At 62.5% G+C, this 23,978-nt stretch carries 21 protein-coding genes; 10 read left to right on the top strand and 11 right to left on the bottom strand.

Annotation, left to right across the window (positions count from 1 at the left end):
- Positions 1–40: 40 nt before the first annotated feature.
- The 9 genes from FIV38_RS20930 to FIV38_RS20890 form a co-directional block, all read right to left on the bottom strand.
- Positions 41–1,198: a phospholipase D-like domain-containing protein gene (locus FIV38_RS20930; RefSeq protein WP_092234153.1), complete on the bottom strand. Its 1,158-nt coding sequence runs from the start codon at positions 1,196–1,198 to the stop codon at positions 41–43.
- A 1-nt stretch (position 1,199) separates the two neighbouring features.
- Positions 1,200–1,790, bottom strand: coding sequence for a YceI family protein (locus tag FIV38_RS20925; RefSeq protein WP_070995786.1), 591 nt, complete (start codon positions 1,788–1,790; stop codon positions 1,200–1,202).
- Positions 1,791–1,978: 188 nt separating this feature from the next.
- Entirely contained in the window at positions 1,979–2,749 is a 771-nt protein-coding gene (locus FIV38_RS20920) for an IclR family transcriptional regulator (RefSeq protein ID WP_029297019.1), read from the bottom strand.
- A 63-nt stretch (positions 2,750–2,812) separates the two neighbouring features.
- Entirely contained in the window at positions 2,813–4,255 is a 1,443-nt protein-coding gene (locus FIV38_RS20915; RefSeq protein WP_092234150.1) for an amidase, read from the bottom strand.
- Complete coding sequence (locus FIV38_RS20910; protein ID WP_029297023.1) at positions 4,252–5,562, bottom strand: citrate-proton symporter; 1,311 nt, start codon at positions 5,560–5,562, stop codon at positions 4,252–4,254. The genes FIV38_RS20915 and FIV38_RS20910 overlap by 4 nt, the downstream gene beginning before the upstream one ends.
- A gap of 60 nt (positions 5,563–5,622) precedes the next feature.
- Positions 5,623–6,798 carry a M20 aminoacylase family protein gene (locus FIV38_RS20905; protein ID WP_092234147.1) on the bottom strand — a complete coding sequence of 392 codons (1,176 nt, stop codon included), beginning with the start codon at positions 6,796–6,798 and terminating at the stop codon, positions 5,623–5,625.
- Between the two features lie 108 nt (positions 6,799–6,906).
- Positions 6,907–7,221: a hypothetical protein gene (locus FIV38_RS20900; RefSeq protein ID WP_029297027.1), complete on the bottom strand. Its 315-nt coding sequence runs from the start codon at positions 7,219–7,221 to the stop codon at positions 6,907–6,909.
- A complete protein-coding gene (locus FIV38_RS20895) occupies positions 7,218–8,300 on the bottom strand; it encodes a serine hydrolase domain-containing protein (RefSeq protein WP_092234143.1) in 1,083 nt (360 codons plus the stop codon). The genes FIV38_RS20900 and FIV38_RS20895 overlap by 4 nt, the downstream gene beginning before the upstream one ends.
- A 137-nt stretch (positions 8,301–8,437) precedes the next feature.
- Positions 8,438–9,313, bottom strand: a complete 876-nt coding sequence (locus tag FIV38_RS20890) for an acyl-CoA dehydrogenase middle domain-containing protein (protein WP_092234140.1) — start codon at positions 9,311–9,313, stop codon at positions 8,438–8,440.
- 130 nt (positions 9,314–9,443) lie between these two features.
- On the opposite strand from FIV38_RS20890, the gene olsB reads away from it, so the two are divergent.
- Positions 9,444–10,199, top strand: coding sequence for an L-ornithine N(alpha)-acyltransferase (gene olsB, locus FIV38_RS20885; RefSeq protein ID WP_029297033.1), 756 nt, complete (start codon positions 9,444–9,446; stop codon positions 10,197–10,199).
- Positions 10,199–10,990: a lysophospholipid acyltransferase family protein gene (locus FIV38_RS20880; protein WP_092234138.1), complete on the top strand. Its 792-nt coding sequence runs from the start codon at positions 10,199–10,201 to the stop codon at positions 10,988–10,990. The genes olsB and FIV38_RS20880 overlap by 1 nt, the downstream gene beginning before the upstream one ends.
- A gap of 108 nt (positions 10,991–11,098) precedes the next feature.
- Here the strand turns inward: FIV38_RS20880 and FIV38_RS20875 are convergent, their stop codons facing one another.
- Positions 11,099–11,683, bottom strand: a complete 585-nt coding sequence (locus tag FIV38_RS20875; RefSeq protein WP_092234135.1) for an acyl carrier protein phosphodiesterase — start codon at positions 11,681–11,683, stop codon at positions 11,099–11,101.
- A 154-nt stretch (positions 11,684–11,837) separates the two neighbouring features.
- Here FIV38_RS20875 and FIV38_RS20870 point away from each other — a divergent pair, with 154 nt between their 5' ends.
- From FIV38_RS20870 to FIV38_RS20860, 3 genes are read left to right on the top strand one after another with little or no spacing between them, the layout of a single operon-like run.
- A complete protein-coding gene (locus tag FIV38_RS20870) occupies positions 11,838–12,152 on the top strand; it encodes an ArsR/SmtB family transcription factor (RefSeq protein WP_029297039.1) in 315 nt (104 codons plus the stop codon).
- An 11-nt stretch (positions 12,153–12,163) separates the two neighbouring features.
- Positions 12,164–13,330, top strand: coding sequence for an MFS transporter (locus tag FIV38_RS20865; RefSeq protein WP_032858023.1), 1,167 nt, complete (start codon positions 12,164–12,166; stop codon positions 13,328–13,330).
- A gap of 26 nt (positions 13,331–13,356) precedes the next feature.
- Complete coding sequence (locus FIV38_RS20860) at positions 13,357–14,412, top strand: alkene reductase (protein ID WP_092234132.1); 1,056 nt, start codon at positions 13,357–13,359, stop codon at positions 14,410–14,412.
- A gap of 334 nt (positions 14,413–14,746) precedes the next feature.
- On the opposite strand, the gene FIV38_RS20850 is transcribed toward FIV38_RS20860, so the two are convergent.
- Entirely contained in the window at positions 14,747–15,379 is a 633-nt protein-coding gene (locus FIV38_RS20850) for a TetR family transcriptional regulator (RefSeq protein WP_029297045.1), read from the bottom strand.
- Between the two features lie 265 nt (positions 15,380–15,644).
- Between FIV38_RS20850 and FIV38_RS20845 the strand changes: the two genes are divergently transcribed.
- The 5 genes from FIV38_RS20845 (at position 15,645) to FIV38_RS20825 (ending at position 23,813) form a co-directional block, all read left to right on the top strand.
- Positions 15,645–16,784: an efflux RND transporter periplasmic adaptor subunit gene (locus tag FIV38_RS20845; protein ID WP_029297047.1), complete on the top strand. Its 1,140-nt coding sequence runs from the start codon at positions 15,645–15,647 to the stop codon at positions 16,782–16,784.
- 3 nt (positions 16,785–16,787) lie between these two features.
- Positions 16,788–19,955: an efflux RND transporter permease subunit gene (locus FIV38_RS20840; RefSeq protein ID WP_029297050.1), complete on the top strand. Its 3,168-nt coding sequence runs from the start codon at positions 16,788–16,790 to the stop codon at positions 19,953–19,955.
- On the top strand, positions 19,955–21,412 hold the full coding sequence (adeC, locus tag FIV38_RS20835) for an AdeC/AdeK/OprM family multidrug efflux complex outer membrane factor (protein WP_029297052.1): 1,458 nt from the start codon (positions 19,955–19,957) through the stop codon (positions 21,410–21,412). The genes FIV38_RS20840 and adeC overlap by 1 nt, the downstream gene beginning before the upstream one ends.
- 166 nt (positions 21,413–21,578) lie before the next feature.
- Positions 21,579–22,829, top strand: coding sequence for an OprD family porin (locus tag FIV38_RS20830; RefSeq protein WP_092234129.1), 1,251 nt, complete (start codon positions 21,579–21,581; stop codon positions 22,827–22,829).
- A gap of 84 nt (positions 22,830–22,913) precedes the next feature.
- Positions 22,914–23,813 (top strand): polysaccharide deacetylase family protein, encoded by a 900-nt coding sequence (locus tag FIV38_RS20825; protein ID WP_092234126.1) that lies wholly within the window; start codon positions 22,914–22,916, stop codon positions 23,811–23,813.
- Positions 23,814–23,978: the final 165 nt, after the last annotated feature.

Here is a 23,978-nt window from a genome sequence, read left to right as displayed (position 1 = left end):
AGGCAAGCCAGCCTCCTACATTGGATTGGCGGTGTGCTCCCTAACCTCTTCGATCCAGCAGGTTGACCACCAACCGATCAATCCAGCCCCACACCCGCTGTTTGACCCGCCGCCACAATGGCCGGGCCTTCCATGCCTCCAGGCTGACCGCCTGGCTCTGGGCAAAATCGCGCTCGAAGCTGCCCGCCACCGCCAGCGTCAACTCCGGATCCAAGGCTTCCAGGTTGGCCTCCAGGTTGAAGCGCAGGTTCCAGTGATCGAAATTGCACGAGCCGATGCTCACCCAATCGTCCACCAGCACCATCTTCAGGTGCAGGAAACAGGGCTGGTATTCGAAGATCTGCACCCCGGACTTGAGCAGGCGCGGGTAATAACGGTGCCCGGCGTAGCGCACCGAAGGATGGTCGGTGCGCGGCCCGGTCAGCAGCAGGCGTACATCCACACCGCGCCCGGCTGCGCGGCGCAGCGCCCGGCGTACGCCCCAGGTGGGCAAGAAGTACGGCGTGGCCAGCCAGATACGCCGCTGGCCGCTGTTCAGGGCGCGGATCAGCGATTGCAAAATGTCCCGATGTTGGCCCGCATCGGCATACGCCACCCGCCCCAGGCCCGGGCCGGTCGCCGGCACTTTGGGCAGGCGCGGCAAACCAAAATGCGTGGCCGGCTTCCAGGCACGGCGGTGGTCGTTGACCCGCCACTGGCGGTCGAACAGGGCTTGCCAGTCGAGCACCAGCGGGCCGCTGATTTGCACCATGACTTCGTGCCACTCACAGGTGTCCTGCCCTGGCGTCCAGAACTCATCGGTGACCCCGGTGCCGCCCACCACGGCGATGCTCTGGTCGACCAGCAGCAGCTTGCGGTGGTCGCGGTAGAGGTTGCGCATCCAACGGCGCCAGCGCAGGCGGTTGTAGAAGCGCAACTCGACGCCGGCATCGGTCAAGCGGCGCCGCAGGCCCAGGGTAAATGCCAGGCTGCCGTAGTCATCGAACAGGCAGCGCACCTGCACCCCGCGCTCGGCCGCGTGCACCAGCGCCTTGACCATCTGCTCGGCACAGGCACCCGCCTCCACCAGATACAGCTCAAGCTCCACCTGGCGTTCGGCGCGGGCGATCGCCACCAGCATCTGCGGGAAAAAGTTCGGGCCGTCGATCAGCAATTCGAAGCGGTTGGCGCTGCGCCAGGGGAACACTGCGCCGCTCATGTCAGCGCGCCGTGAAAATCAGCACCGCACCCACCGGCACCGACAGGCTGATCGCGTCCAGCCCGGCAGCCTTGCGCAAAGTCTCTACGCCAGAGAGCAAGTCAAAATCCTTGGCGTGCAACACCAGCGGCTCCAGGGTCACCACCTGGAAACGCCGGTCATCCAGGCGCGTCGCCAGCAGTTCGGCGTTGTAGGTCTGGGTCTTGCCATGCAGGGTGACCGACAGCGGTAGGCGCAACTCCAACTGCGCGCCGGTGGCCAGGTCGTTGATAGGTTGCAGGTTGATTTGTGCGTTGATCAGCGCATCGGGGTGGGTCTTGATCTGGAACAGGTCGTTGCGCATGCGCTCGTCGCGCAGCGGAATGCCGCTGTTGATCGACTCCAGCTCGACTTCCAACTGCGCTGCGCCTTTGTCATCGACCTTGCCGTGCAGCACCAGGAAGCGCTGGACTTCAGACAGGTCAGTGTTTTTGGTGGTGACGAACGACAGCCTTGAGGATTCGTTATCCAGGTACCAGGCGGCCTGCACAGGCACGGCGGCAGCGGCCAGCAGCAAGAGCGCCAGGGGCTTGAGGATGGATGTGTTGAACATTGAACACTCGCACGGAGAAAAACCTGCCCGAACATTAACTGGCCGGCTTGCCGCACGCAATCTAACGGCCCCGGCAATTTAAATGTGGGAGCGGGCTTGCCCGCGATAGCAGAGGGTCAGTTAATAGATAGTTGACTGACCCACCGCTATCGCGGGCAAGCCCGCTCCCACACAAGCCCGATCCGGCGTCAGGCCAATGCGTGCTGCACGCCTTGCACGGTCGCCTCCAGGCTAGCCAGATGCAGACTCAACACCCGTTCCACCGGCGCCTGGTGCATCGGCCAATGCAACGCCATGCTCCCCACCAGCCGCCCATTGGCCCGCACCGGCAGCGCCACCGCGCGGATCAGGAATGGCAAGCGCACCGGATACTCCCAGTACCCTTCGGTACGCTGGCCAAACCCCTGGTGCTGGGATTGCTCGCACGCACGGTACTGATCGTCGGCCGGCACATGCTCGCGGCTGGCCAGGCGCTGGACTTCATCCGCCGCCAACTCGGCCAGGCACGCCTTGCCCATGGCCGAATGGAACAGGCTGGCATGCTGGCCGACGATCTGGCAGTTGTTGGGGTAGAGCTTGCGCAGCACCGTGGGGATCGCGCTTTCCATGACTTCCAGGCGCTCGCCGTCGAAATTCGACAAGTCCGCCACCAACCCGGTGCGCTCGCTGAGTTCCAGCAGCCACGGCGCCGCACACTCCACCAGGCGGCGCTTGAAACGTTGCTGGGTATCGCCGAACAAACGCTGGGCGCTGATGCGATAACGCCGGTCGCTCAGGCCACGGTAGATCCAGCCCTGCTCCTGCAAGGTCAGCAACATCCGCGACACCGTGGCCTTGGGCAGGCGCGTCAGGTAATGCAGTTCCTCAAGCCCCAGGGCCTGGTGCTCGCCGAGCAACTCAATGATGGCCAGTGCCCGCTCCACTGAACGCACAGTCCCCGTGTCGGCGTTGCTGCCCATGGCTGATCTCCCGGTTGCTGATGGATGATCGAATGTCACAGCAAGATACAGGCCGCCCTCCCCTCAGGCGTTCGCCCTCAAGCATTGCGGAGGGCGGCGCTGGACCCAATGCGTCAGTTGCTCATGGGCGTAGGCCAGTTGCAGTACGGCGCGATCCGCCTGGGCCGGGCCGATGATTTGCAGGCCCATGGGCAAGCCTTGGAGGTTGAAGCCCACCGGCACACTCATGCTCGGCAGGCCGGCCAATGTCGGGCCGATCACTACCTCCATCCAGCGGTGATAGGTGTCCATGGTTCGCCCTCCAACGACGCGCGGCCAGTGCTGTTGTGCATCGAAAGGGAACACTTGGGCACTGGGCAACAGCAGAAAATCGTAACGCTCGAACAACTTGGCCAGCGCGCGGTACCACTCGCTGCGCGCCAACGAGGCCTGATACACATCCGCTGCGCTCAGCTGCAGGCCGCCCTCCACTTCCCACTGTGCTTCCAGCTTGAGCAACCCACGTTTTTGCGGGTCGGCATACGCCGCCCCCAGCGCGCCCTGCACCAGCCAATGACGATGCACCAGCCAGGTGTGCCACAGGCACTCCATGGAAAAGTCCGGCTGGCAGCCTTCCACTTCGCAGCCCAACGCACTGAAATCGCCGAGGGCTGATTCACACAGGCCAAGCACGCCATCGTCCATCGGCAGATAGCCGTTGTAATCCCCCAGCCACCCCAGGCGCGCGCCCTTGAAGTCGCGGGCCAGCGGCGCACCGAATACGCTCGGATCGTCCTTGAGCGACAACGGCACCCGCGCATCGAAGCCCGCCTGGATGCTCAACAACCGCGCCACATCCGCCACGCTGCGGCCCATCGGGCCTTCGGTGGCCAACTGCTGGACAAACACCTCCGGCGCCGGCCCATGGGGCACGCGGCCCTGGGACGGGCGCAGGCCAAACACGTTATTGAACGCCGCCGGGTTGCGCAGCGAGCCCATCATGTCGCTGCCGTCGGCCACCGGCAGCATGCGCAACGCCAAGGCTACCGCCGCCCCGCCGCTGCTGCCGCCGGCCACCAAGGCGGGGTCGTAGGCATTGCCGGTGGTGCCGAACACGCTGTTGTAGGTCTGCGAGCCCAGGCCGAATTCAGGCACATTGCTCTTGCCGATGATAATCGCGCCACTGGCCCGTACCCGCGCCACGGCGATGGCGTCTTCAGCGGGCACCTGTTCGGCGAACAGTGGCGAGCCCATGGTCGTGCGCAAACCCTTGGTTGCCGCCAGATCCTTGATCGCCTGGGGCATGCCATGCATCCAGCCACGGGAGCGGCCCTGGTCCAGCTCTCGGTCACAGGCCTGGGCCTCGGCCAGCACGTGCTCTTCGTCGCGCAACGACACCAGGGCATTGACCGACGGGTTGAAACGCGCAATCTGCGCCAGATAAGCCTGCATCACGTCGTGACACGACACCTGCCGGGCGTGGATCGCCTGGGACAACGCAATTGCATCGAGTTCAACAATGTTCAAGGTTTCACTCCCTTGGTAAAGCGCGCCGGTGCTGCGGCCCTCGGCGCCTCATGCATGCAGTAAGTGCCCAGCAGCGTCAGGACGCAAGCGAACAGCACATAAAACGCCGGGGCCACCGGGGTGCCCAGCTCCTTGCTCAGCCAGGTGACGATCAGCGGAGCAAAGCCACCAAACACCATCACCGCCACGTTGTAGGCCACTGACACCCCGGTGGAGCGCACCTCGATGGGAAACTGCTCGGCCAGGGCCGTCGGCGCCGGGCCGAAGAAGCCGCCGATGGCGATGCACAACATCACTTGCATCACCAGCAACCGCTCAATGGACGGCGCCGCCGCGACCCACACGTACAGCGGGTAAACCATCACGAAAAACGCCAGGGTGAAGCCCATCAACACCGGCCGCCGCCCCAGGCGATCGGACAGCAGGCCAGACAGCGGAATCACCACGGTCATCAGCGCCACGGCGAACATCTGCACCATCAATACCTGGTCCAGGGGCAGGCCCAGGTTCTTGTGGGCGAAGGTCGGCATATTCACCAGCACCACGTAGAACGACACCGTCGCGCCACAGGCCAGGCCCATGCTCACCAGGATGCTGCGCCGATGCTCACGCAGCACCGTCATCAGGCTCGGCGCCGGGCCGGTGGCCTGTTTGCGCGCCTCGATAAATTCCTCCGGGTCTTCCATATGCCGGCGAATCCACAAGCCCACCGGGCCGATCAGCAGGCCGAACACAAACGGCAGGCGCCAGCCCCACAAGTCGAGGGTTTCTGGAGTAAAAAAGTGCGTGACCAACGCGACCATCGCCGCGCCGCCAAACACCGCCAGGCACTGCCCGACCAATTGCCAGGAGCCGTACAGGCCCTTGCGATGGGCCGGCGCGCTTTCCACCAGGAATGCCGTGGCGCTGGCATATTCACCGCCCGTGGCAAAGCCCTGGAGCATGCGCGCCACCACGATCAACAGCGGCGCGCCCATGCCGATGGCGGCGTAGTTGGGGGCAAATACGATCAGCGCGATGGACACGGTCATCAAGCGGATAATCAGTTGCATGGCGGCCTTGCGGCCTTTGCGGTCGGCGTACATGCCCAGCAGGATGCCGCCCACCGGGCGCATGAAGAAACCCACGCCGAAAGTGGCCAGGGCCATCAACAGCGAGGCGTATTCGTCGTCCGAGGGGAAGAACTGCCGGGCGATGATGCTGGCCAGAAAGCCGTAGACGATGAAGTCGTACCACTCCAGCGCGTTGCCGACCACCGCCGCTACCACTTGCCGGGTGCGGGACACGCCTTTTATTGAAGTCTGCATGAGAACACTCCATTCAACCTGTTGAGCAAAAGGTCCAGCGGCAGGAAAAAGGCAGGGGGTTCAGGCCGGTTTGAGCCAGCTCTCGGCCAAGGCACCCCAGTAGGCGGCACCGGTCAGCAGGATCTCGTCGTTGAAGTCATAGGCAGGGTTGTGGACCATCGGCCGCGACACGCCGTTGCCGATAAACAGGTAGCTGCCGGGGCAGCGCTGGAGCATCCAGGCGAAGTCTTCGCTGCCCATCAGCTTGGGTGTATTGGCGTCGACCGCCGCTTCACCGAGCAAGGCAATGCCGACCTGGCGGGCGAACTCGGTTTCGTCGGCATGGTTGACCAGTACCGGATAGGCCGGGCGATGTTCGATCTGCGCGGTACAGCCAAAGCTCTCGGCCTGGGTCTGGATGATCGCCTTGACCCGCTCCAGCATCTGCTCGCGCACCGGTGCGTTGAGCGCGCGCAGGCTCAGGCGCAATACGGCCTGCTGGGGGATCACGTTGGCCGCTTGCCCCGCTTGCAGGGCGCCGACCGTGACCACCGCCGCTTCCTGGGCATTGATGTTGCGCGCCACTACCGTCTGCAAGGCCATGACCGTACTGGCGGCGGCGACCAGCGGGTCGACGGTCAGGTGCGGCATGGAGCCGTGGCCGCCGACACCTTCGAGGGTCACGGTGAGCAGGTCCTGGGAAGCCATCATCGGCCCGGTCCGCAGGCCCAGGTGGCCGGCAGGCAAGCCGGGCATGTTGTGCATGCCGAACAGCGCGTCACAGGGGAAGCGCTCCAGCAAGCCATCGGCGAGCATCGCTTCGGCGCCGCCCTGGCCTTCTTCGGCCGGCTGGAAAATCAGGTTGAGGGTGCCATCGAACTGACGCGTCGCCGCCAGGTAACGCGCGGCGCCCAGCAGCATGGTGGTGTGACCGTCGTGACCGCAGGCATGCATGCAGCCGGCGTGTTGGCTGCTGTAGGCGACGCCGGTGTTTTCGATGATCGGCAAGGCGTCCATGTCGGCCCGAATCCCCAGGGTGCGCGAGCTGCTGCCATTGCGAAGCACGCCGACCACGCCGGTCTGGCCGATGCCGGTATGCACTTCATAACCCCAGTTTTTCAGGGATTGGGCGACCAAGGCCGAGGTGCGGTTTTCTTCAAACCCCAGTTCGGGGTGGGCGTGGATATCCTGGCGCACGGCGTGCAGGTCGCTGGCGACATCGCTCAGCCAATCCAGGATGTGCTGGTGTGGGCTCATGGTGACTCTCCTCGCAGGCGGGTATTCCCGTTCTTTTTTGTGGCACCGCCACAGATAACCGCGATGGGCGTGCGAGGACAATCAAAGGTGGTTCCACCCTGTGGAACCTCAGGGCAGCAGGCGACAGCCCTGGCGCTCGCCCAGCCATTGGGCGCTGTGGCTGCGGCCCAGGCCACTGGCGGTGACCAGGCGCGTATCCGGGTGATCGGCAAAGGCGCTGGTGGGGATGTATTGCTTCACATAGCCCAGGCAATAGTCAGCCGGGTTGCCCGCCACATACCGGCACGAGCAGTACTCCTTGGCGGTGTAGGCGGCAATGATGTCGGGGAAGGCTTGCAGGTTGACGCGCTCGTGCCAGGTCCAACCCAGCACCGCGAGCAACAACAGGAGAAACAGGCTGATAAACGGCCGACGACGGATCATGGCTGCACCGCCACAAGCACGCGCTTGAGCAGTTCATTGTGGCGATAGCTGCCATCGCGGTCATCGCCATAGCGCACGATCACCAACCTTGCCTGGGGCAACACATACAACGCCTGGCCCCAGTGGCCCAGGGCCGCGAAGGTATCGTCGGGCGCATCCGGCCAGGGCCGGGCAGCGCCCTGCACTTGACGGTTGAGCCACCAGTGGCCGCCGGGCACCGCTTCGTCCTGGCCCGCGATGTACTGCGCCAGGGGTTGGCGATTGAAGTCGACCCACGCCTTGGGCAGCAATTGCCGCTCGCCCCAGCGCCCGTCCCGCGCCATCAACAAGCCAATGCGCGCCAGATCGCGGGCAGTCATATAGGCATAGGACGAGGCGACAAAGGTTTCATTGGCGTCACTTTCCCAGGTGGCGCTGCCAATTCCCAAGGGCGTGAACAGCGCGGTCCACGGGTAATCGACATACGCCTTATGGCCAAGCATGCCCTTGAGGGCGGCGGACGCCAGATTGCTGTCGCCGCTGGAGTAGCGAAACGCCTGGCCCGCTGCAGCGAAGGTAGGAGTGTCGGCGGCAAACTCCGCCATATCGGTATGGCCACGGGTGTAGAGCATGGCCACCACCGAGGATTTCAGCGGCGCGTATTCGTAGTCTTCCTGCCAGTCCAGGCCCGAGGTCCAGTTCAGTAGGTGCGCCAGGGTGATGCTCGGGTGTTGCTTCATCGGCGGATAGAAACGCGCGACCGGGTCGCTGAGCTTGAAGCGGTTTTCGCCGTAGGCAACGCCCAATACCGTGGCCATCAGGCTTTTGCTGATGGACCAGGTCAGGTGCGGCGTGCTGGCGGTAGTGGGCGCAGCGTAGCGCTCATAAATGATTTCGCCGTCACGGATCACCAGCAACGCGTCGGTGCGGATGCCTTGGCGGGTGAGGTCATTGCGGGCCGGGAAGGCATAGTCCTCCAGGGCCTTCACGGCGGGGCCGGTCAATTGCACGCCCTGGGCCCAATCCTTCGCCGGCCAGGCCTGGGCGTGTGCGGTAGCGGTGAACAGCAGCATGGCGACGCACAGCAGGCCTTTGACCATGGACAAGCACTCGGGGGCATTCAAACCCGCGAGCCTAATGCAGATAAATGACGGTTTGGCGACAGGCCATCGGTTTGCCGCGCCGCATAAACCCAAGCAGCTAAAGCTGTCGTGGCGAGCGGGCTCGCCACATAAGCTCAAGGGGATGGGTTCAGGGCTTTTTCCAGGCGCTTGGCCCGGGCGCTGGCGGCAAGGTCCAGCACGGCTTGGTCGCGCTGCCACATGGCGGCCCACGCCCCTTCACTCATCGCTTGATTGACCTGCGGCTTCAGCGCCTCGAACTGCGCAAACAATCCCCCCAACAACACATGCCCTGCCGCCGAGGCCGTGGGCTGGCGAATGACTTCAGCGCAGCCGGCCAGCAACGCCAATAACTGCAAACGCAGGGCCTGGGGCCAATCACACTCCTGGCCGATGCCATGCAGCCAGGCGGTCATCGCGCTCAAGACATAGGTGTCTTCCAGCGTGCGGAAGGGTTTGACGTAGTCGTCCCAACCATCCCCTGGCAAACGCTCGCAGGCGGCATGGTCGAGGTGGACGCGCCCGTGGCTGATATCGGGCATCAACGGGATCGCGGGCAAGGGCTCGACGCGTACGCCGGGTTCGCCGGCCAGCACCACTGCCAGGCTCAGGCGCGGTTTTTCATCGGCGGCCTCGCAACGCGCGGCGATCAATAGCCAGTCGGCGGCATCGCCGGCGGTGACGAAGTCCTTGCGCCCGCTCAGGCGCAAGTCGTCCAGGCGCGTTTGCATGTCCACTGGGCGCAGGCTGCGCTGTTCGGTCGCACACAAGGCGCCCAGGCTGTGGGGCGCGCTGGGCCATAACGCGCGCAAAGCTGCTTGATAACCCACCAGAAACGCCAGGCCGGGCGTGGCCATCAGGCGCGCACCCTGGGTTGCCAATTCGAAGGGCGTCACCTGCCCCAGGCGTTGCAATAAAACGCTGTAGCCCTCGGCCAGGTTGGCGTGGACGGGCAGTCGGTCGGGTCGATCGAGCAAAGCGTGCCAGGGCATGGAGGGCTCCTTGGGGGCTGTCATCTAAGCGTCACCGTAGATTCATGGAGATGACACCGGGGGTACATAGCCTGACTTTGCACAACAAAGTCGACTGGCCGCAACCCTGGCCGGCACCTGGAGACTCGCCATGACTCAGATCGCCCGCATCAGTGACACCGGCAATGAACGCCGTCTGCAAGCCGAACGCCTGATCGGCGCCCAGGCTTTGCAGGAAGCCCAGGCCCTGCGTTTCACCGTTTTCAGCGGCGAGTTCAATGCCAAGCTGAAAGGCGCGGAGCTGGGCCTGGACATGGATGACTATGATGTTCACTGCAGCCACATTGGCGTACGGGACTTGAACACCGGGCGACTGGTTGCCACTACCCGGCTGCTGGATCACCAGGCGGCCAGCACCTTGGGCCGGTTCTACAGCGAAGAAGAATTCAGCCTCCACGGCCTGTTGCATCTGCAAGGGCCGATCCTGGAGATCGGTCGTACCTGCGTCGACCCGGCCTACCGCAACGGCGGCACCATCGCGGTGCTGTGGGGCGAACTGGCCGAAGTGCTCAACCAGGGCGGCTACAGCTACCTGATGGGCTGCGCCAGCATCCCGATGCACGACGGTGGCATCCAGGCCCACGCAATCATGCAACGCTTGCGCGAACGCTACCTGTGCAACGAACACCTGCGCGCCGAGCCGAAAAAACCGCTGCCGAGCCTGGACCTGCCGTCCAACGTCATCGCCGAAATGCCGCCGCTGCTCAAGGCCTACATGCGCCTGGGCGCGAAGATCTGCGGTGAGCCATGCTGGGACGAGGATTTCCAGGTGGCTGACGTGTTCATCCTGCTCAAGCGCGACGAGTTGTGCCCGCGTTATGCCCGCCACTTCAAGGCGGCCATGTGATGGGGCGCCTGCGGGTCTACGGGCGGATCGCCCGCGTGCTGCTGGTGGTAAGCCTGGGCTTGAGCATGGCCGGGGTGTTTGGTCTGTTCGAGCGCCTGGGGGTTGCCAACTCCATGGTGCGGCGCCAGCGCTGGTCGCGGTTTTTCATGGCGCGCTTGAGCAATGCCCTGCCCTTTCGCGTGAGCGTGCATGGCGAAATGCCGCAACAGCCGATGCTGTGGGTCAGCAACCATGTGTCCTGGACCGACATCCCGCTGCTGGGCATGGTGACGCCGCTGTCGTTTCTGTCCAAGGCCGAGGTGCGTACCTGGCCGGTGGCCGGTTGGCTGGCGGCCAAGGCCGGCAGTCTGTTTATCCGCCGTGGCTCGGGTGACAGCCAATTGATCCGCAAGCAGATGACCCGTCATCTGCAGCAAAAACACCCGCTGCTGATGTTCCCTGAAGGCACCACCACCGATGGCCGCAGCCTGCGCACCTTCCATGGCCGGCTACTGGCCAGTGCGATTGATGCCGATGTAGCGCTGCAACCGGTGGCTATCCGGTATTTGCGCGATGGGCAGATCGATCCGCTCGCACCGTTTATTGGTGATGATGATTTGCTCTCGCACCTGATGCGCCTGTTTGCCAATGATCAGGGCGACGTTGAGATTCATCTGCTCAAGCCGATTGCCTGCGCCGGACAGGAGCGTGCAGCGCTGGCGTATCAGGCGCAGCAGGCGGTGCACAAGGCGTTGTTCGGGCCGGTGCCGCAAAGCGAGCAACTGCCGGTTCGCCCCGCGTACGCGGCCTGAAGCGAACAGCGTTCCAAGTGTGGGAGCGGGCTTGCTCGCGAAGGCGGTGGGTCAGTGATGGATAGGTTGACTGATACACCGCCTTCGCGAGCAAGCCCGCTCCCACATTTAGAGCTGTATTGCCAAGTGATTGTTCGAGAACGCCTGCAACTGGGGGTAGAACACCCGGAAGTCCTCGCTCAACGGCTCATACAACAGCCGCAGTTCCTGCATCGCCTGCCCCAGTTCCTGGGGTTGGCTCAAGCGCCGGGAAATCCCCCGCAGCACTTGCTCCATCACCGCGAACTCGCGGTAGGAGCCCAGCCAGTCATCGGCCGCCATATACGGCGCAATCTGCGCCAGGCGCCCCGGTAACTGCGGCTCTGCCGCCAGCACCTGGTACACCTGCGAGGTAAAGCGCTCCAGCGGCTGGTCGGCATACTGGGCCCAATCCCGCGCCAGGCAATGGTCGAAGAACACGTCGAGGACGATCCCCGCATAGCGCCGCCGGGTCAGGGTGAAGCGTGACAATGCCTGCCCGACCAGTGGATGGCTGTCGGTAAAGCGGTCGATCGAGCGATGCAGTTGGATGGCTGCCTCGATTTGCGGGCTGTACTGGCCCTGTAGGCGGCCTTTGACGAAATCGCCATAGAGGCTGCCCAGCAGTTGTGCAGGAAGTTGGCCGCCAAGGTGCAGATGTGCGAGATAATTCATGGCGCGCAGTTTAGCACTGCCATCAACGTATCGTTATAACCCGATATACCGATTTATCTGGTAACAAGATCAAAATCGTATTGGTATATCGGGATATAGCGATTTAAAGTTCGCCTCATCGCGATATAACGTTTTACCAACACCGAGCCCTGCCATGTCCATTGACCTCGACGAAATAATAAAAGCCCTGGCACACCCAGTACGGCGAGACATTCTCAACTGGCTGAAAGACCCGAAAGTGCAGTTCCCCGAGCAAGTGCACAACCACGAGTACGGCATCTGCGCCGGCCAGATCGACCAGCGCTGCGGCCTGTCGCAATCCACCGTGTCGGCACACCTGGCCACCCTGCAACGCGCAGGCTTGATCAGCAGCCAGAAAGCCGGGCAATGGCACTTTTTCCGCCGCAATGAAGACGTGATCCAAGCGTTTATCCAAGCCATCACCGAAGAACTCAGCCCCCCGCTGTAAAGGACCCCTCGATGCCTCTCTCGCTACTCATACTGGCCCTAAGCGCCTTCGCCATCGGCACCACCGAATTCGTCATCATGGGCCTGTTGCCCGATGTGGCGGCCGACCTCGGTGTGTCGATTCCAGGCGCCGGCTGGCTGGTGACCGGCTACGCCCTGGGCGTGGCCATCGGTGCCCCGTTCATGGCACTGGCCACCGCCAAGCTGCCGCGCAAGGCAGCCCTGGTAGCGCTGATGGGCATTTTCATCATCGGCAACCTGCTCTGTGCCCTGGCCAGTGACTACAACGTGCTGATGTTTGCCCGTGTGGTGACCGCGCTGTGCCACGGCGCGTTCTTCGGGATCGGCTCGGTAGTGGCCGCCAACCTGGTACCGGCCAACAAGCGCGCGTCGGCGGTGGCCCTGATGTTTACCGGCCTGACCCTGGCCAACGTACTCGGCGTGCCCCTGGGCACCGCGCTGGGCCAGGAAGCTGGCTGGCGCTCGACCTTCTGGGCCGTGACGGTGATTGGCGTAATTGCGCTGATCGGCCTGATCCGCTTCCTGCCGGCCAAGCGTGATGAAGAAAAACTCGACATGCGCGCCGAACTGGCGGCCCTCAAGGGTGCCGGCATCTGGTTGTCGTTGAGCATGACTGCGCTGTTTGCCGCTTCGATGTTCACCCTCTTCACTTACGTCGCGCCGCTGCTGGGGGATGTAACCGGTATCTCGCCCAAAGGCGTGACCTGGACCCTGCTGCTGATCGGCCTGGGCCTGACCGTGGGCAATATCATTGGCGGCAAGCTGGCGGACAAGCGCCTGGCAGCCACCCTGATCGGCGTGTTTATCAGCATGGCCGTGGTGTCCACCGCCTTGACCTGGACCAGCGTCGCCATTATTCCCACCGAAATCACCCTGTTCCTCTGGGCCACCGCGTCGTTTGCCGCCGTGCCGGCGCTGCAGATCAACGTGGTGACGTTCGGCAAGGCCGCGCCCAACCTGGTCTCGACCCTCAATATCGGCGCTTTCAACATCGGCAACGCGCTGGGCGCCTGGGTTGGCGGCAGCGTGATTGCCCACGGTTTCGGCCTGACCAGCGTGCCATTGGCAGCTGCGGCCCTGGCGATCCTGGCGCTGGTGGTCACGCTGATCACGTTCCGCCAGAGCGGCGATGCCGACCTGGCGCCGGCCACTAATTAATCACTTGGAACAGACGAGCGTTTGCGATGACGACTATTTTCGATCCGATCAAACTGGGCGATGTGCAACTGTCCAACCGCATCATCATGGCGCCACTGACCCGCTGCCGTGCCGATGCCGGCCGCGTACCCAATGCGCTGATGGCTGAATACTATGTGCAGCGGGCCTCCGCCGGGCTGATCCTCAGCGAAGCCACCTCGGTGACGCCGATGGGCGTGGGTTATCCGGACACCCCGGGCATCTGGTCCAACGACCAGGTGCGCGGCTGGACCAACATCACCAAGGCCGTGCATGGCGCAGGCGGCAAGATTTTCCTGCAGCTGTGGCATGTAGGGCGTATCTCGCACCCGTCCTACCTGGACGGCGAAGCCCCGGTGGCACCGAGCGCCATCCAGCCGGCAGGCCATGTCAGCCTGGTACGCCCGCTGGCGGACTACCCGACCCCGCGGGCCCTGGAAACCGCAGAAATCGCGGATATCGTCGACGCCTACCGCGCGGGTGCCGAAAACGCCAAGGCTGCCGGTTTTGATGGGGTGGAAGTGCACGGCGCCAACGGTTACCTGCTCGACCAGTTCCTGCAAAGCAGTACCAACCAGCGCACTGACGAGTACGGCGGGTCCCTGGAAAACCGTGCACGATTGTTGCTGGAAGTGACCGATGCAGTGATCGAAGTCTGGGGCGCCGGCCGCGTGGGCATGCATTTGTCGCCGCGGGGCGATCTCCACGACATGGGCGATGACAACCTGGCAGAAACCTTCACCTACGTCGCCCGTGAACTGGGCAAGCGTGGCATCGCCTTTATCTGCGCCCGGGAAAAGGAAGCCGGCGACAGCCTGGGCCCACAACTGAAGGCCGCGTTCGGTGGCCCGTACATCGTCAACGAGCGCTTCACCAAGGACAGCGCCAACACTTGGCTGGCTTCGGGCAAGGCGGATGCGGTGGCCTTTGGCGTACCGTTTATCGCCAACCCGGACCTGCCGGCGCGCCTCCAGGCCGATGCACCGCTGAATGAAGCGAACCCACAGACCTTCTACGCCAAGGGCCCGGTCGGTTACATCGACTACCCGACCCTGCCACTGTAGGAGCGAGCGTGCTCGCGAAAAACCTGAGAACGCCGCAATAAACCAGATGCACTGCGTTATCGTTAACGTTCTTCGCGAGCACGCTCGCTCCTACACAAAAGCAGAAACGCAAAAGCCCCGGTTCGTGAGAGCCGGGGCTTTTTATGTGAGCCATCCGTTGTAGGAAACACTCCTTCACAGCAATGCAACAATATCGCTACAAAATACTTAGCCGGCTACCTTTCAACCCGGCGCCAGCGCGTATATAAAGTCACCCCACAAATAAGTCGGAAGGACGATTGACCGTCCTTGGGCTTTACTGTTGACACAAACGAACGTAATTACGCATTTTGTATCAATTGCGCAGGCCGGGGCTCAGGCGCAGCATGTCCAGCCCTATATCCACCAGACGCTCGGCCTGCTGATACAGCTCGAAGCTGTCAGGCACCAGTAGCCACTGGCCAATAAGCCCATTGATATAAGCGTGAATACACACCGCCCCGCGAGCGGTGTCGAGGTTTTCCGGGAGTTGCCCGCGGTGGACTGCATTGCGCAGCGTCAGGCCGATGCGCAGGTTGCACTCAAGGCTGTGGGTCTGGCGCTGACGGCGCATGTCGCACATTTCATCGGTAAATTCGCACTTATGGAACAGGATCTCATTTATGCGCCGAGTCTTCGGGTCCAGGGCCACCTGATGAAAAAGATGGATCAGCAGCTTGCGCATGCAGCCCAGCGGATCTACCTCATCCTCGCTTTCACTGGCCCTGGCCAATTCGTCCAGCGGTTCGTGCAGCGTGTCGAGCAGTGCCTGCAACAGGTCCGACTTGTTGCTGAAGTGCCAATAGATCGCGCCCCGCGTCACCCCTGCCCTGGCCGCGATATCTGCCAACGTAGTGCGCGCAACGCCGCGCTCATAAAAGGCTTGCTCGGCGGCTTCAAGTATTTGGCTACGCGTTTCCTGAGCTTCCTCTTTGGTACGACGAACCATGGCAGTAACACCTCAATCAGGACACGATCGGTGGTTGATGACCACCTTCTGAATAATTATGGGACGACACCTTCATGGGCGCCGAACGTAATAGAATCGAGGCTTTCAGCGCTGCCTTGTAAGGAATCCGCGAAGCCTGTCAAGAGTTTACAAACAACCATGAACGTAAGTATATTGCCTAGCAAGCTACTTATCTACTCAATGCCTGTTTTTTACCCTTCCACACTTCTTGTGCGCATCAAGCGCGCCTGACCCGAGGATCTTCATGCAACTTAAGCCAGCTGTTACCGCTCTGGTCACTGCCGTCGCCCTGGCATCGCTGCTCAGCGGATGTAAAAAGGAAGAAGCGGCGCCGCCCGCTCAAACCCCTCAGGTCGGCGTGGTCACCATTCAACCTCAAGCCTATACCCTGACCTCCGAATTGCCGGGGCGCACCACTGCGTTCCGCATCGCGGAAGTGCGCCCGCAGGTCAACGGCATCATTCTCAAGCGTCTGTTCAAGGAAGGCGGCGACGTCAAGGAAGGCCAGCAGCTCTATCAGATCGATCCGTCGGTCTATGAGGCCACCCTGAAAAGCGCCCAGGCCAACCTGCAGCAGACCAAGTCGATTGCCGACCGCTACAAGCAACTGGTCAACGAGCAGGCCGTCAGCCGCCAGGAATACGACACCGCCGTGTCCAACCGCATGACCTCGGAAGCCAACCTGCAGAGCGCCCAGATCAACGTGCGCTACACCAAGGTATTCGCCCCGATTTCCGGGCGTATCGGCCGCTCCTCGGTCACTGAGGGCGCACTGGTCAGCAATGGCCAGGCCGATGCCATGGCCGTGATCCAGCAGTTGGACCCGATCTACGTCGACGTCACGCAATCGTCCACCGAGATGCTGAAGCTGCGTCGCGACCTGGAAAGCGGCCAACTGCAAAAAGCCGGTGAAAACGCGGCCATGGTCAAGCTGACCCTGGAAGACGGCAGCGAATACAGCCAGCAAGGCCGCCTGGAGTTCTCCGAAGTGTCGGTCGACCAGACCACCGGTTCGGTAACCCTGCGCGCCGTGTTCCCCAACCCTGACCACACCCTGCTGCCGGGCATGTTTGTCCACGCGCAATTGCAGGCCGGTGTGAACAGCAAGGCAATCCTCGCCCCTCAACAGGGCGTGACCCGCGACATCAAGGGTATCCCGACGGCGCTGGTGGTGACTGCCGACAACAAGGTTGAACAGCGCGTGCTGGTGGCCAACCGTACCGCCGGTGCCTACTGGCTGGTGGAAAAGGGCCTGAATGCCGGTGACCGTGTGATCACCGAAGGCTTGCAGTTCATCAAGCCGGGCATCACGGTTGAAGCGAAGGAAGCCACCAACGCCAAGCCTGCCGGTACTGCTCCTGCCGCCGCTGGCAAAGGGGAGTAATACATGTCGAAATTTTTTATCGACCGTCCCATTTTTGCCTGGGTAATAGCCCTGGTAATCATGCTGGTCGGGGCACTGTCGATCCTGAAGTTGCCCATCAACCAATACCCGGCCATCGCGCCAACCGCCATTGATATCCAGGTGACCTACCCAGGCGCGTCCGCACAAACCGTGCAGGACACCGTGGTGCAGGTGATCGAGCAACAGCTCAACGGTATCGACAACCTGCGTTATGTGGCCTCGGACAGTAACTCCGACGGCAGCATGACCATCACCGCGACGTTCAACCAGGGGACCAACCCCGACATCGCCCAGGTCCAGGTGCAGAACAAGCTGAACCTGGCGACCCCATTGCTGCCGCAAGAAGTGCAGCAGCAAGGGATCCGCGTAACCAAGTCGGTGAAGAACTTCCTGATGGTGATCGGCCTGGTGTCCGAAGACGGCACCATGACCAAGGATGACCTGTCCAACTACATCGTTTCCAACATCCAGGACCCGATTTCGCGGACGTCTGGCGTCGGTGACTTCCAGGTCTTCGGTTCCCAGTACGCCATGCGTATCTGGCTGGACCCGGCCAAGTTGAACAACTTCCAGATGACCCCGGTGGATGTCAGCGCCGCCGTGCAGGCCCAGAACGTACAGGTGGCCACCGGCCAACTGGGCGGCCTGCCTGCTCTGCCCGGCACTCAGTTGAACGCCACCATCATCGGCAAGACCCGTCTGCAAAGCGCCGAGCAGTTTGAAAAGATCCTGCTGCGCGTGAACAGCGATGGCTCCCAAGTGCGTCTGGGCGATGTCGCCCGGGTCGAGCTGGGTGGTCAGAACTACAGCATCAGCGCCCAGTTCAACGGCAAGCCGGCTTCCGGCATGGCGATCAAACTGGCCTCGGGCGCCAACGCCCTGGACACCGCCAAGGCCATCCGCGCCACGGTCGCGTCCCTGGAGCCGTTCTTCCCGCCTGGCATGAAAGCCGTGGTTCCCTATGACACCACCCCCGTGGTGACCGAATCGATTTCCGGGGTAGTCGATACCCTGGTCGAGGCGATCATCCTGGTGTTCCTGGTGATGTACCTGTTCCTGCAGAACTTTCGCGCCACCATCATCACCACCATGACGGTACCGGTGGTATTGCTGGGTACATTCGGCATCCTCGCGGCCTTCGGCTTCACCATCAACACCTTGACCATGTTCGGCATGATCCTGGCCATCGGCTTGCTGGTGGACGATGCGATCGTGGTGGTGGAAAACGTCGAGCGGGTGATGGCCGAGGAACACCTGTCGCCCAAGGAGGCGACGGTCAAGTCCATGAGCCAGATCCAGGGCGCCCTGGTGGGTATTGCCCTGGTACTGTCGGCGGTACTGCTGCCGATGGCATTCTTTGGCGGCTCCACGGGTGTGATCTATAAACAGTTCTCCATCACCATTGTGTCGGCGATGGCCCTGTCGGTGCTGGTTGCACTGATCTTCACCCCGGCCTTGTGCGCCACCATGCTCAAGCCGATCGACCCTGAGAAACACGGGCAACCCAAGCGTGGTTTCTTCGGCTGGTTCAACCGCACCTTCGACCGTGGCGTACTGAGCTACGAGCGTGGCGTGGGCAACATGATCAAGCACAAGGCGCCTTCGTTCCTGGTGTACCTGATCATCTTCGCCGGCATGATCTGGCTGTTCACCCGTATTCCGAGCGCGTTCCTGCCCGAGGAAGACCAGGGTGTGATCTTCGCCCAGGTGCAGACGCCGGTCGGTTCTTCCGCCGAGCGTACGCAAACCGTGATCGACGACATGCGTGCCTACCTGCTCAACGACAAGGAAGGCGAACCGGGTGAAGGTTCGGCCGTGAAGTCGGTGTTTACCGTCAACGGCTTCAACTTTGCCGGTCGTGGCCAAAGCTCGGGCCTGGCGTTTGTGATGCTCAAGCCATGGGACGAGCGGGATGCCTCGATGTCGGTATTCGAGGTGGCCAAGCGGGCCCAAGGTTACTTCTCCCAGACCTTCAAGGACGCCATGGTGTTCGCCATCGTGCCGCCTTCGGTACTGGAGTTGGGTAACGCAACGGGTTTCGACGTGTTCCTGCAGGATCAGGGCGGTGTTGGTCACGATGCCTTGATGAACGCCCGTAACCAGTTCCTCGGCATGGCGGCCCAAAGCAAGATTCTTGCTGGCGTGCGTCCAAACGGTGTGAACGATGAGCCGCAGTATGAGTTGACCATCGACGACGAGAAGGCCAGCGCCCAGGGCATCAGCCTGTCGAGCATCAACCAGACCCTGGCGATTGCCCTGGGTGGCAGCTACATCAACGACTTCATCGACCGTGGTCGGGTGAAGAAGGTCTATATCCAGGGCGATGCCGCTGGCCGGATGTCCCCGGAAGACCTGAACAAATGGTACGTACGCGCCGACGACGGGAAAATGGTGCCGTTATCAGCCATTGCCTCTGGCAACTGGATCTTCGGTTCGCCGAAACTGTCGCGGTACAACGGCGTAGCGGCAATGGAAGTCCTCGGGACCCCGGCGCCGGGCTACAGCACCGGTGATGCGATGGCAGAAGTCGAGCGTATCGCCAAGCAACTGCCAGCGGGTGTGGGCTATGCCTGGACCGGCCTGTCCTATGAAGAACGCTTGTCCGGCTCCCAGGCGCCTGCGCTGTACGCCCTGTCGTTGCTGGTCGTGTTCCTCTGCCTGGCAGCGCTGTACGAAAGCTGGTCGATTCCGATTGCGGTGGTGCTGGTTGTGCCGCTGGGTGTAATCGGTGCACTGATGGCTACCAGCCTGCGGGGACTGTCCAACGACGTGTTCTTCCAGGTGGGGTTGTTGGTGACCGTGGGCCTGGCCTCGAAGAACGCCATCCTGATCGTGGAGTTCGCCAAGGAGCTGCATGAACAGGGCAAGGGCATCGTCGAGGCGGCCATCGAAGCGTCCCGCATGCGTCTGCGTCCGATCATCATGACGTCCATGGCGTTCGTCCTCGGTGTACTGCCGCTGGCGATCTCCTCGGGCGCAGGTTCGGGCAGCCAACACGCAATCGGTACCGGGGTAATTGGCGGTATGATCACCGCTACCGTCCTGGCGATCTTCTGGGTGCCACTGTTCTTCGTGACCGTGTCCGCCATTGGCAGCCGGAAAAAAACTGACAAGTCCGATACACCGCAAACTCCTAAAGAGGCTGGCTAATGCGCAAGTCGCTACTTTCCCTGGCAGTCACGGCATTTGTGCTCAGTGGCTGCTCGCTGATCCCTGACTATCAGCAGCCTGAAGCGCCGGTTGCCGCCCAATTCCCGCAGGGGCCGGCGTATTCGTCGGCCCAGGCGCCGAGCCAGGCCGCGGCCGAACAGGGCTGGAAGCAGTTTTTCCACGACCCTGCCCTGCAACAGTTGATCCAGGTTGCACTGGTCAACAACCGTGACCTGCGCGTCGCCGCGCTGAACATCGACGCCTTTGCCGCGCAGTACCGCATCCAGCGTGCGGACCTGTTCCCGGCCGTCGGCGCCAATGGCAGCGGCAGCCGCCAGCGCGTTCCGGCACGGGCCTCGCAAACCGGCGAATCGAACATCACCAGCTCCTACTCGGCGACCCTCGGGATCAACGCCTACGAGCTGGACCTGTTCGGCCGGGTACGCAGCCTGAGCGAAGAAGCGTTGCAGAAATACTTCGCCACTGAAGAAGCGCGCCGCAGCACGCAGATCAGCCTGGTGGCCAGCGTGGCCAATGCCTACCTGACCTGGCAAGCGGACAAGGAACTGCTCAAGCTGACCCAGGACACCCTGGCCGCCTACGAGCAGAGCTTCAAGCTCACCTCGCGCAGCAACGAAGTCGGCGTAGCCTCGGCCCTGGACTTGAGCCAGGCGCGCACCTCGGTTGAAAGCGCCCGTGTGCAACTGGCCCGCTACACCCGCCAGGTGGCCCAGGACGAAAACAACCTGACCCTGCTGCTGGGCACCGGCCTGCCGGCGAATCTCGTTACTCAGCCGCTGTCCGACGACCTGTTGAGCGAAGTACCGGCTGGCCTGCCTTCAGACCTGCTGCAACGTCGTCCCGACATCCTGCAGGCCGAGCACAACCTCAAGGCTGCCAACGCCAATATCGGCGCGGCACGGGCTGCGTTCTTCCCGAGCATCAGCCTGACCGCCAATGCCGGTACGTTGAGCCCGGACCTCGGCGGCCTGTTCAAGGGCGGCTCGGGTACCTGGTCGTTCGCGCCACAGATCAACATCCCGATCTTCAACGCCGGTAGCCTGCGCGCAAGCCTGGACTACTCGAAGATCCAGAAAGAGATCAACGTCGCGACCTACGAGAAGTCGATCCAGACCGCATTCCAGGAAGTCTCCGACGGCCTGGCGGCACGTGCGACCTACAACCAACAGTTGCAGGCCCAGCGTGATTTCGTCTCGGCCAACCAGGACTACTACCGTCTGGCAGAGCGTCGCTACCGCATTGGTGTCGACAGCAACCTGACCTTCCTCGACGCCCAACGCCAGCTGTTCGCTGCCCAGCAAACGCTGATCACCGACCGCCTGGCCCAACTGACCAGCGAAGTGACCTTGTACAAGGCCCTCGGTGGTGGTTGGAACGAACAGACGGCGAAGAATGAGCCAGTGAAAGAAGAAGCGCCGAAACTCAAGTTGTTCTGAGCGGCGTAGCGACACACGAAGCCCACCTTTTGGTGGGCTTTTTCATGGCCGCACAGTTTTGTGCGATCACCGCCCAAAACCCGCCCTCCCCCAATTGAATCGCCCCGGCAACGCCACGCACCATGGCCCGCACCTGAAAACCACCAATAACAACAGGTCCCACGCCATGAGCACTTTGCACCCTCGCCGGCTATTGCTGGCTACCGCTGTCGCCAGCCTTGCCCTTCCCGCTGTCGCCGAAGAGCACGGATTTCTCGAAGATGCCAGCGCCAACCTCAACCTGCGCAACTTCTTCTTCAACCGCAATTTCACCAACCCGACCAAGACCCAGGGCGGTGCGCAGGAGTGGACGCAGAGTTTCATCCTCGACGCCAAGTCCGGCTTCACCCAGGGCACCGTGGGTTTTGGCGTGGACGTGCTGGGTATGTACTCGCAAAAGCTCGACGGCGGCGGCGGCTCTGGCGGCACTCAACTGCTGCCCCTGGATCACGACGGCAAACCAGCGGACAACTTCGGTCGCCTGGGGGTGGCGTTCAAGGCGCGGTTTTCCAAGACCGAGCTGAAAGTCGGCGAGTGGATGCCGGTGTTGCCGATCCTGCGTTCGGACGACGGTCGCTCCCTGCCGCAAACCCTGCGCGGCGGGCAGATCACCTCCAGAGAGATCGACGGCCTGAGCCTGTATGGCGGCCAGTTCCGCGCCAACAGCCCGCGCGATGACAGCAGCATGACCGACATGTCGATGTTCGGTAAAACTGCCTTCACCTCCGATCGCTTCAACTTCCAGGGCGCCGAATATGCATTCAACGACAAGCGCACCCAGGTCGGCGTGTGGAATGCCCAGCTCAAGGACATCTACCGCCAGCAATACCTCAACCTGACCCACAGCCAGCCCGTGGGCGACTGGACCCTGGGCGCCAACCTGGGCTTCTTCTACGGCAAGGAGGACGGCAGCGCCCGTGCCGGCAACCTGGACAACAAGACCTGGTCCGGCCTGTTCTCGGCCAAGTACGGCGGCAACACCTTCTACGTCGGCCTGCAAAAACTCAGTGGCGACAGCGCGTGGATGCGGGTCAATGGCACCAGCGGCGGCACCCTGGCCAACGACAGCTTCAATGCCAGCTATGACAACGCCGAGGAAAAATCCTGGCAGCTGCGCCATGACTACAACTTCGCCGCGCTCGGCGTGCCCGGGCTGACCCTGATGAACCGCTACATCAGCGGCAGCAACGTGCATACCGCCACCGTCAGCGACGGCAAGGAATGGGGCCGGGAAAGCGAAGTCGGCTACACCGTGCAAAGCGGCAGCCTGAAAAACCTTACCCTGCGCTGGCGCAATTCCAGCATGCGTCGGGACTACAGCAACAACGAATTTGATGAAAACCGGTTGATCGTCAGCTATCCGATAAGTCTGCTGTAAACCGGCGACAATCTTGCTGTATGGTGCGCGCCTGCCGCTGCTGATCCCACTCAGTAGCGGCCTATACCTGAGCCCGCGCACACCATGAAGCCCGCCGTCCTCGCTACCGCCCTGTTCGCCCTGGCACTTTGCCTCAGTGGCTGCATCGGCGCGCCCGTAGCGTTGACGCCACTGACCGCACAACGCCTGCAAACCCAGGCGCCGATCCGCTTTTTGCTGACCTTCGATGATGGCCCCAGTGCTTCGGGCTACGCCAACCCCAGCCGTTCGGTGATTCAGGACCTGGCCGACAACCCGGTGCAACCGGGGATCAAGGCGATCTTCTTTTTACAGACCGACGCCTGGCGCGCCGGTGGCAGCCCGCGCGGGCGCAAGACCATGGCGCGTGAGCACGCTGCCGGCCACATCCTGGCGTTTCACACTGCCACGCGCTGGCACAGCAATCACCGTCTGCTCAATGACAACGACCTGGAACAGACCCTGCGCCAGGGCGCCGCGAGCATCGCCTCGATCACCGGCGCCGCACCGAGGCTGGTACGCCCACCGTTCTGGAACTACGACCGACGGACCTTCGCCGCGTACCAGCGCCACGGCATGCACATTCTGTTGACCGATTTGAGTGCCAATGACGGCAAGATCTGGGGCTTCAATGCCAGCCCCCAGCGCCGCGCCAACCTGTTGCGGCAGCTGTCGCTGGTGCGCGAACGCATTGCCCTGGGCCAGTTGCCGACCGTCGACGGGGTGATTCCCGTGGTCGTCACCTTTCACGACATCAACCGCTATACCGCCCGGCACCTGCAGGAATACCTGCAGATCCTGATGGACAGCGCCCAGGCCAATGGCTTGAAAACTGCCGCTGAACCGTTCTACAGCGACCGCTCGGCGCTGGAACGTGGCGCCCTGGCCCGCACGGTAAAAGACCTCCACGAGGTGGTGCAGTTGCCCGGTATGTGGAATTGGGTGTGGGACGCGGACGCCCGATGAGGCGCGTGAACCCGGAATAAAACACACCTTCTCCATGAGTATCTGTCGACTATCGTGAGCCAGATACTTTAAGTCATTAAAAAAACCGGTATTACTTTCTTCAGGAACGTTTACCCAACAACCCACCACCGACTCTCAAAGTGCATACGTCCTAGCGAGAGTCTG

The organism is Pseudomonas proteolytica, from assembly GCF_007858275.1.
In the GTDB taxonomy this organism is placed as follows: Bacteria; Pseudomonadota; Gammaproteobacteria; order Pseudomonadales; family Pseudomonadaceae; genus Aquipseudomonas; species Aquipseudomonas proteolytica.
Note: the sequence above shows the minus strand (reverse complement) of the source record. Positions and strands in the feature narration are given on the sequence as shown.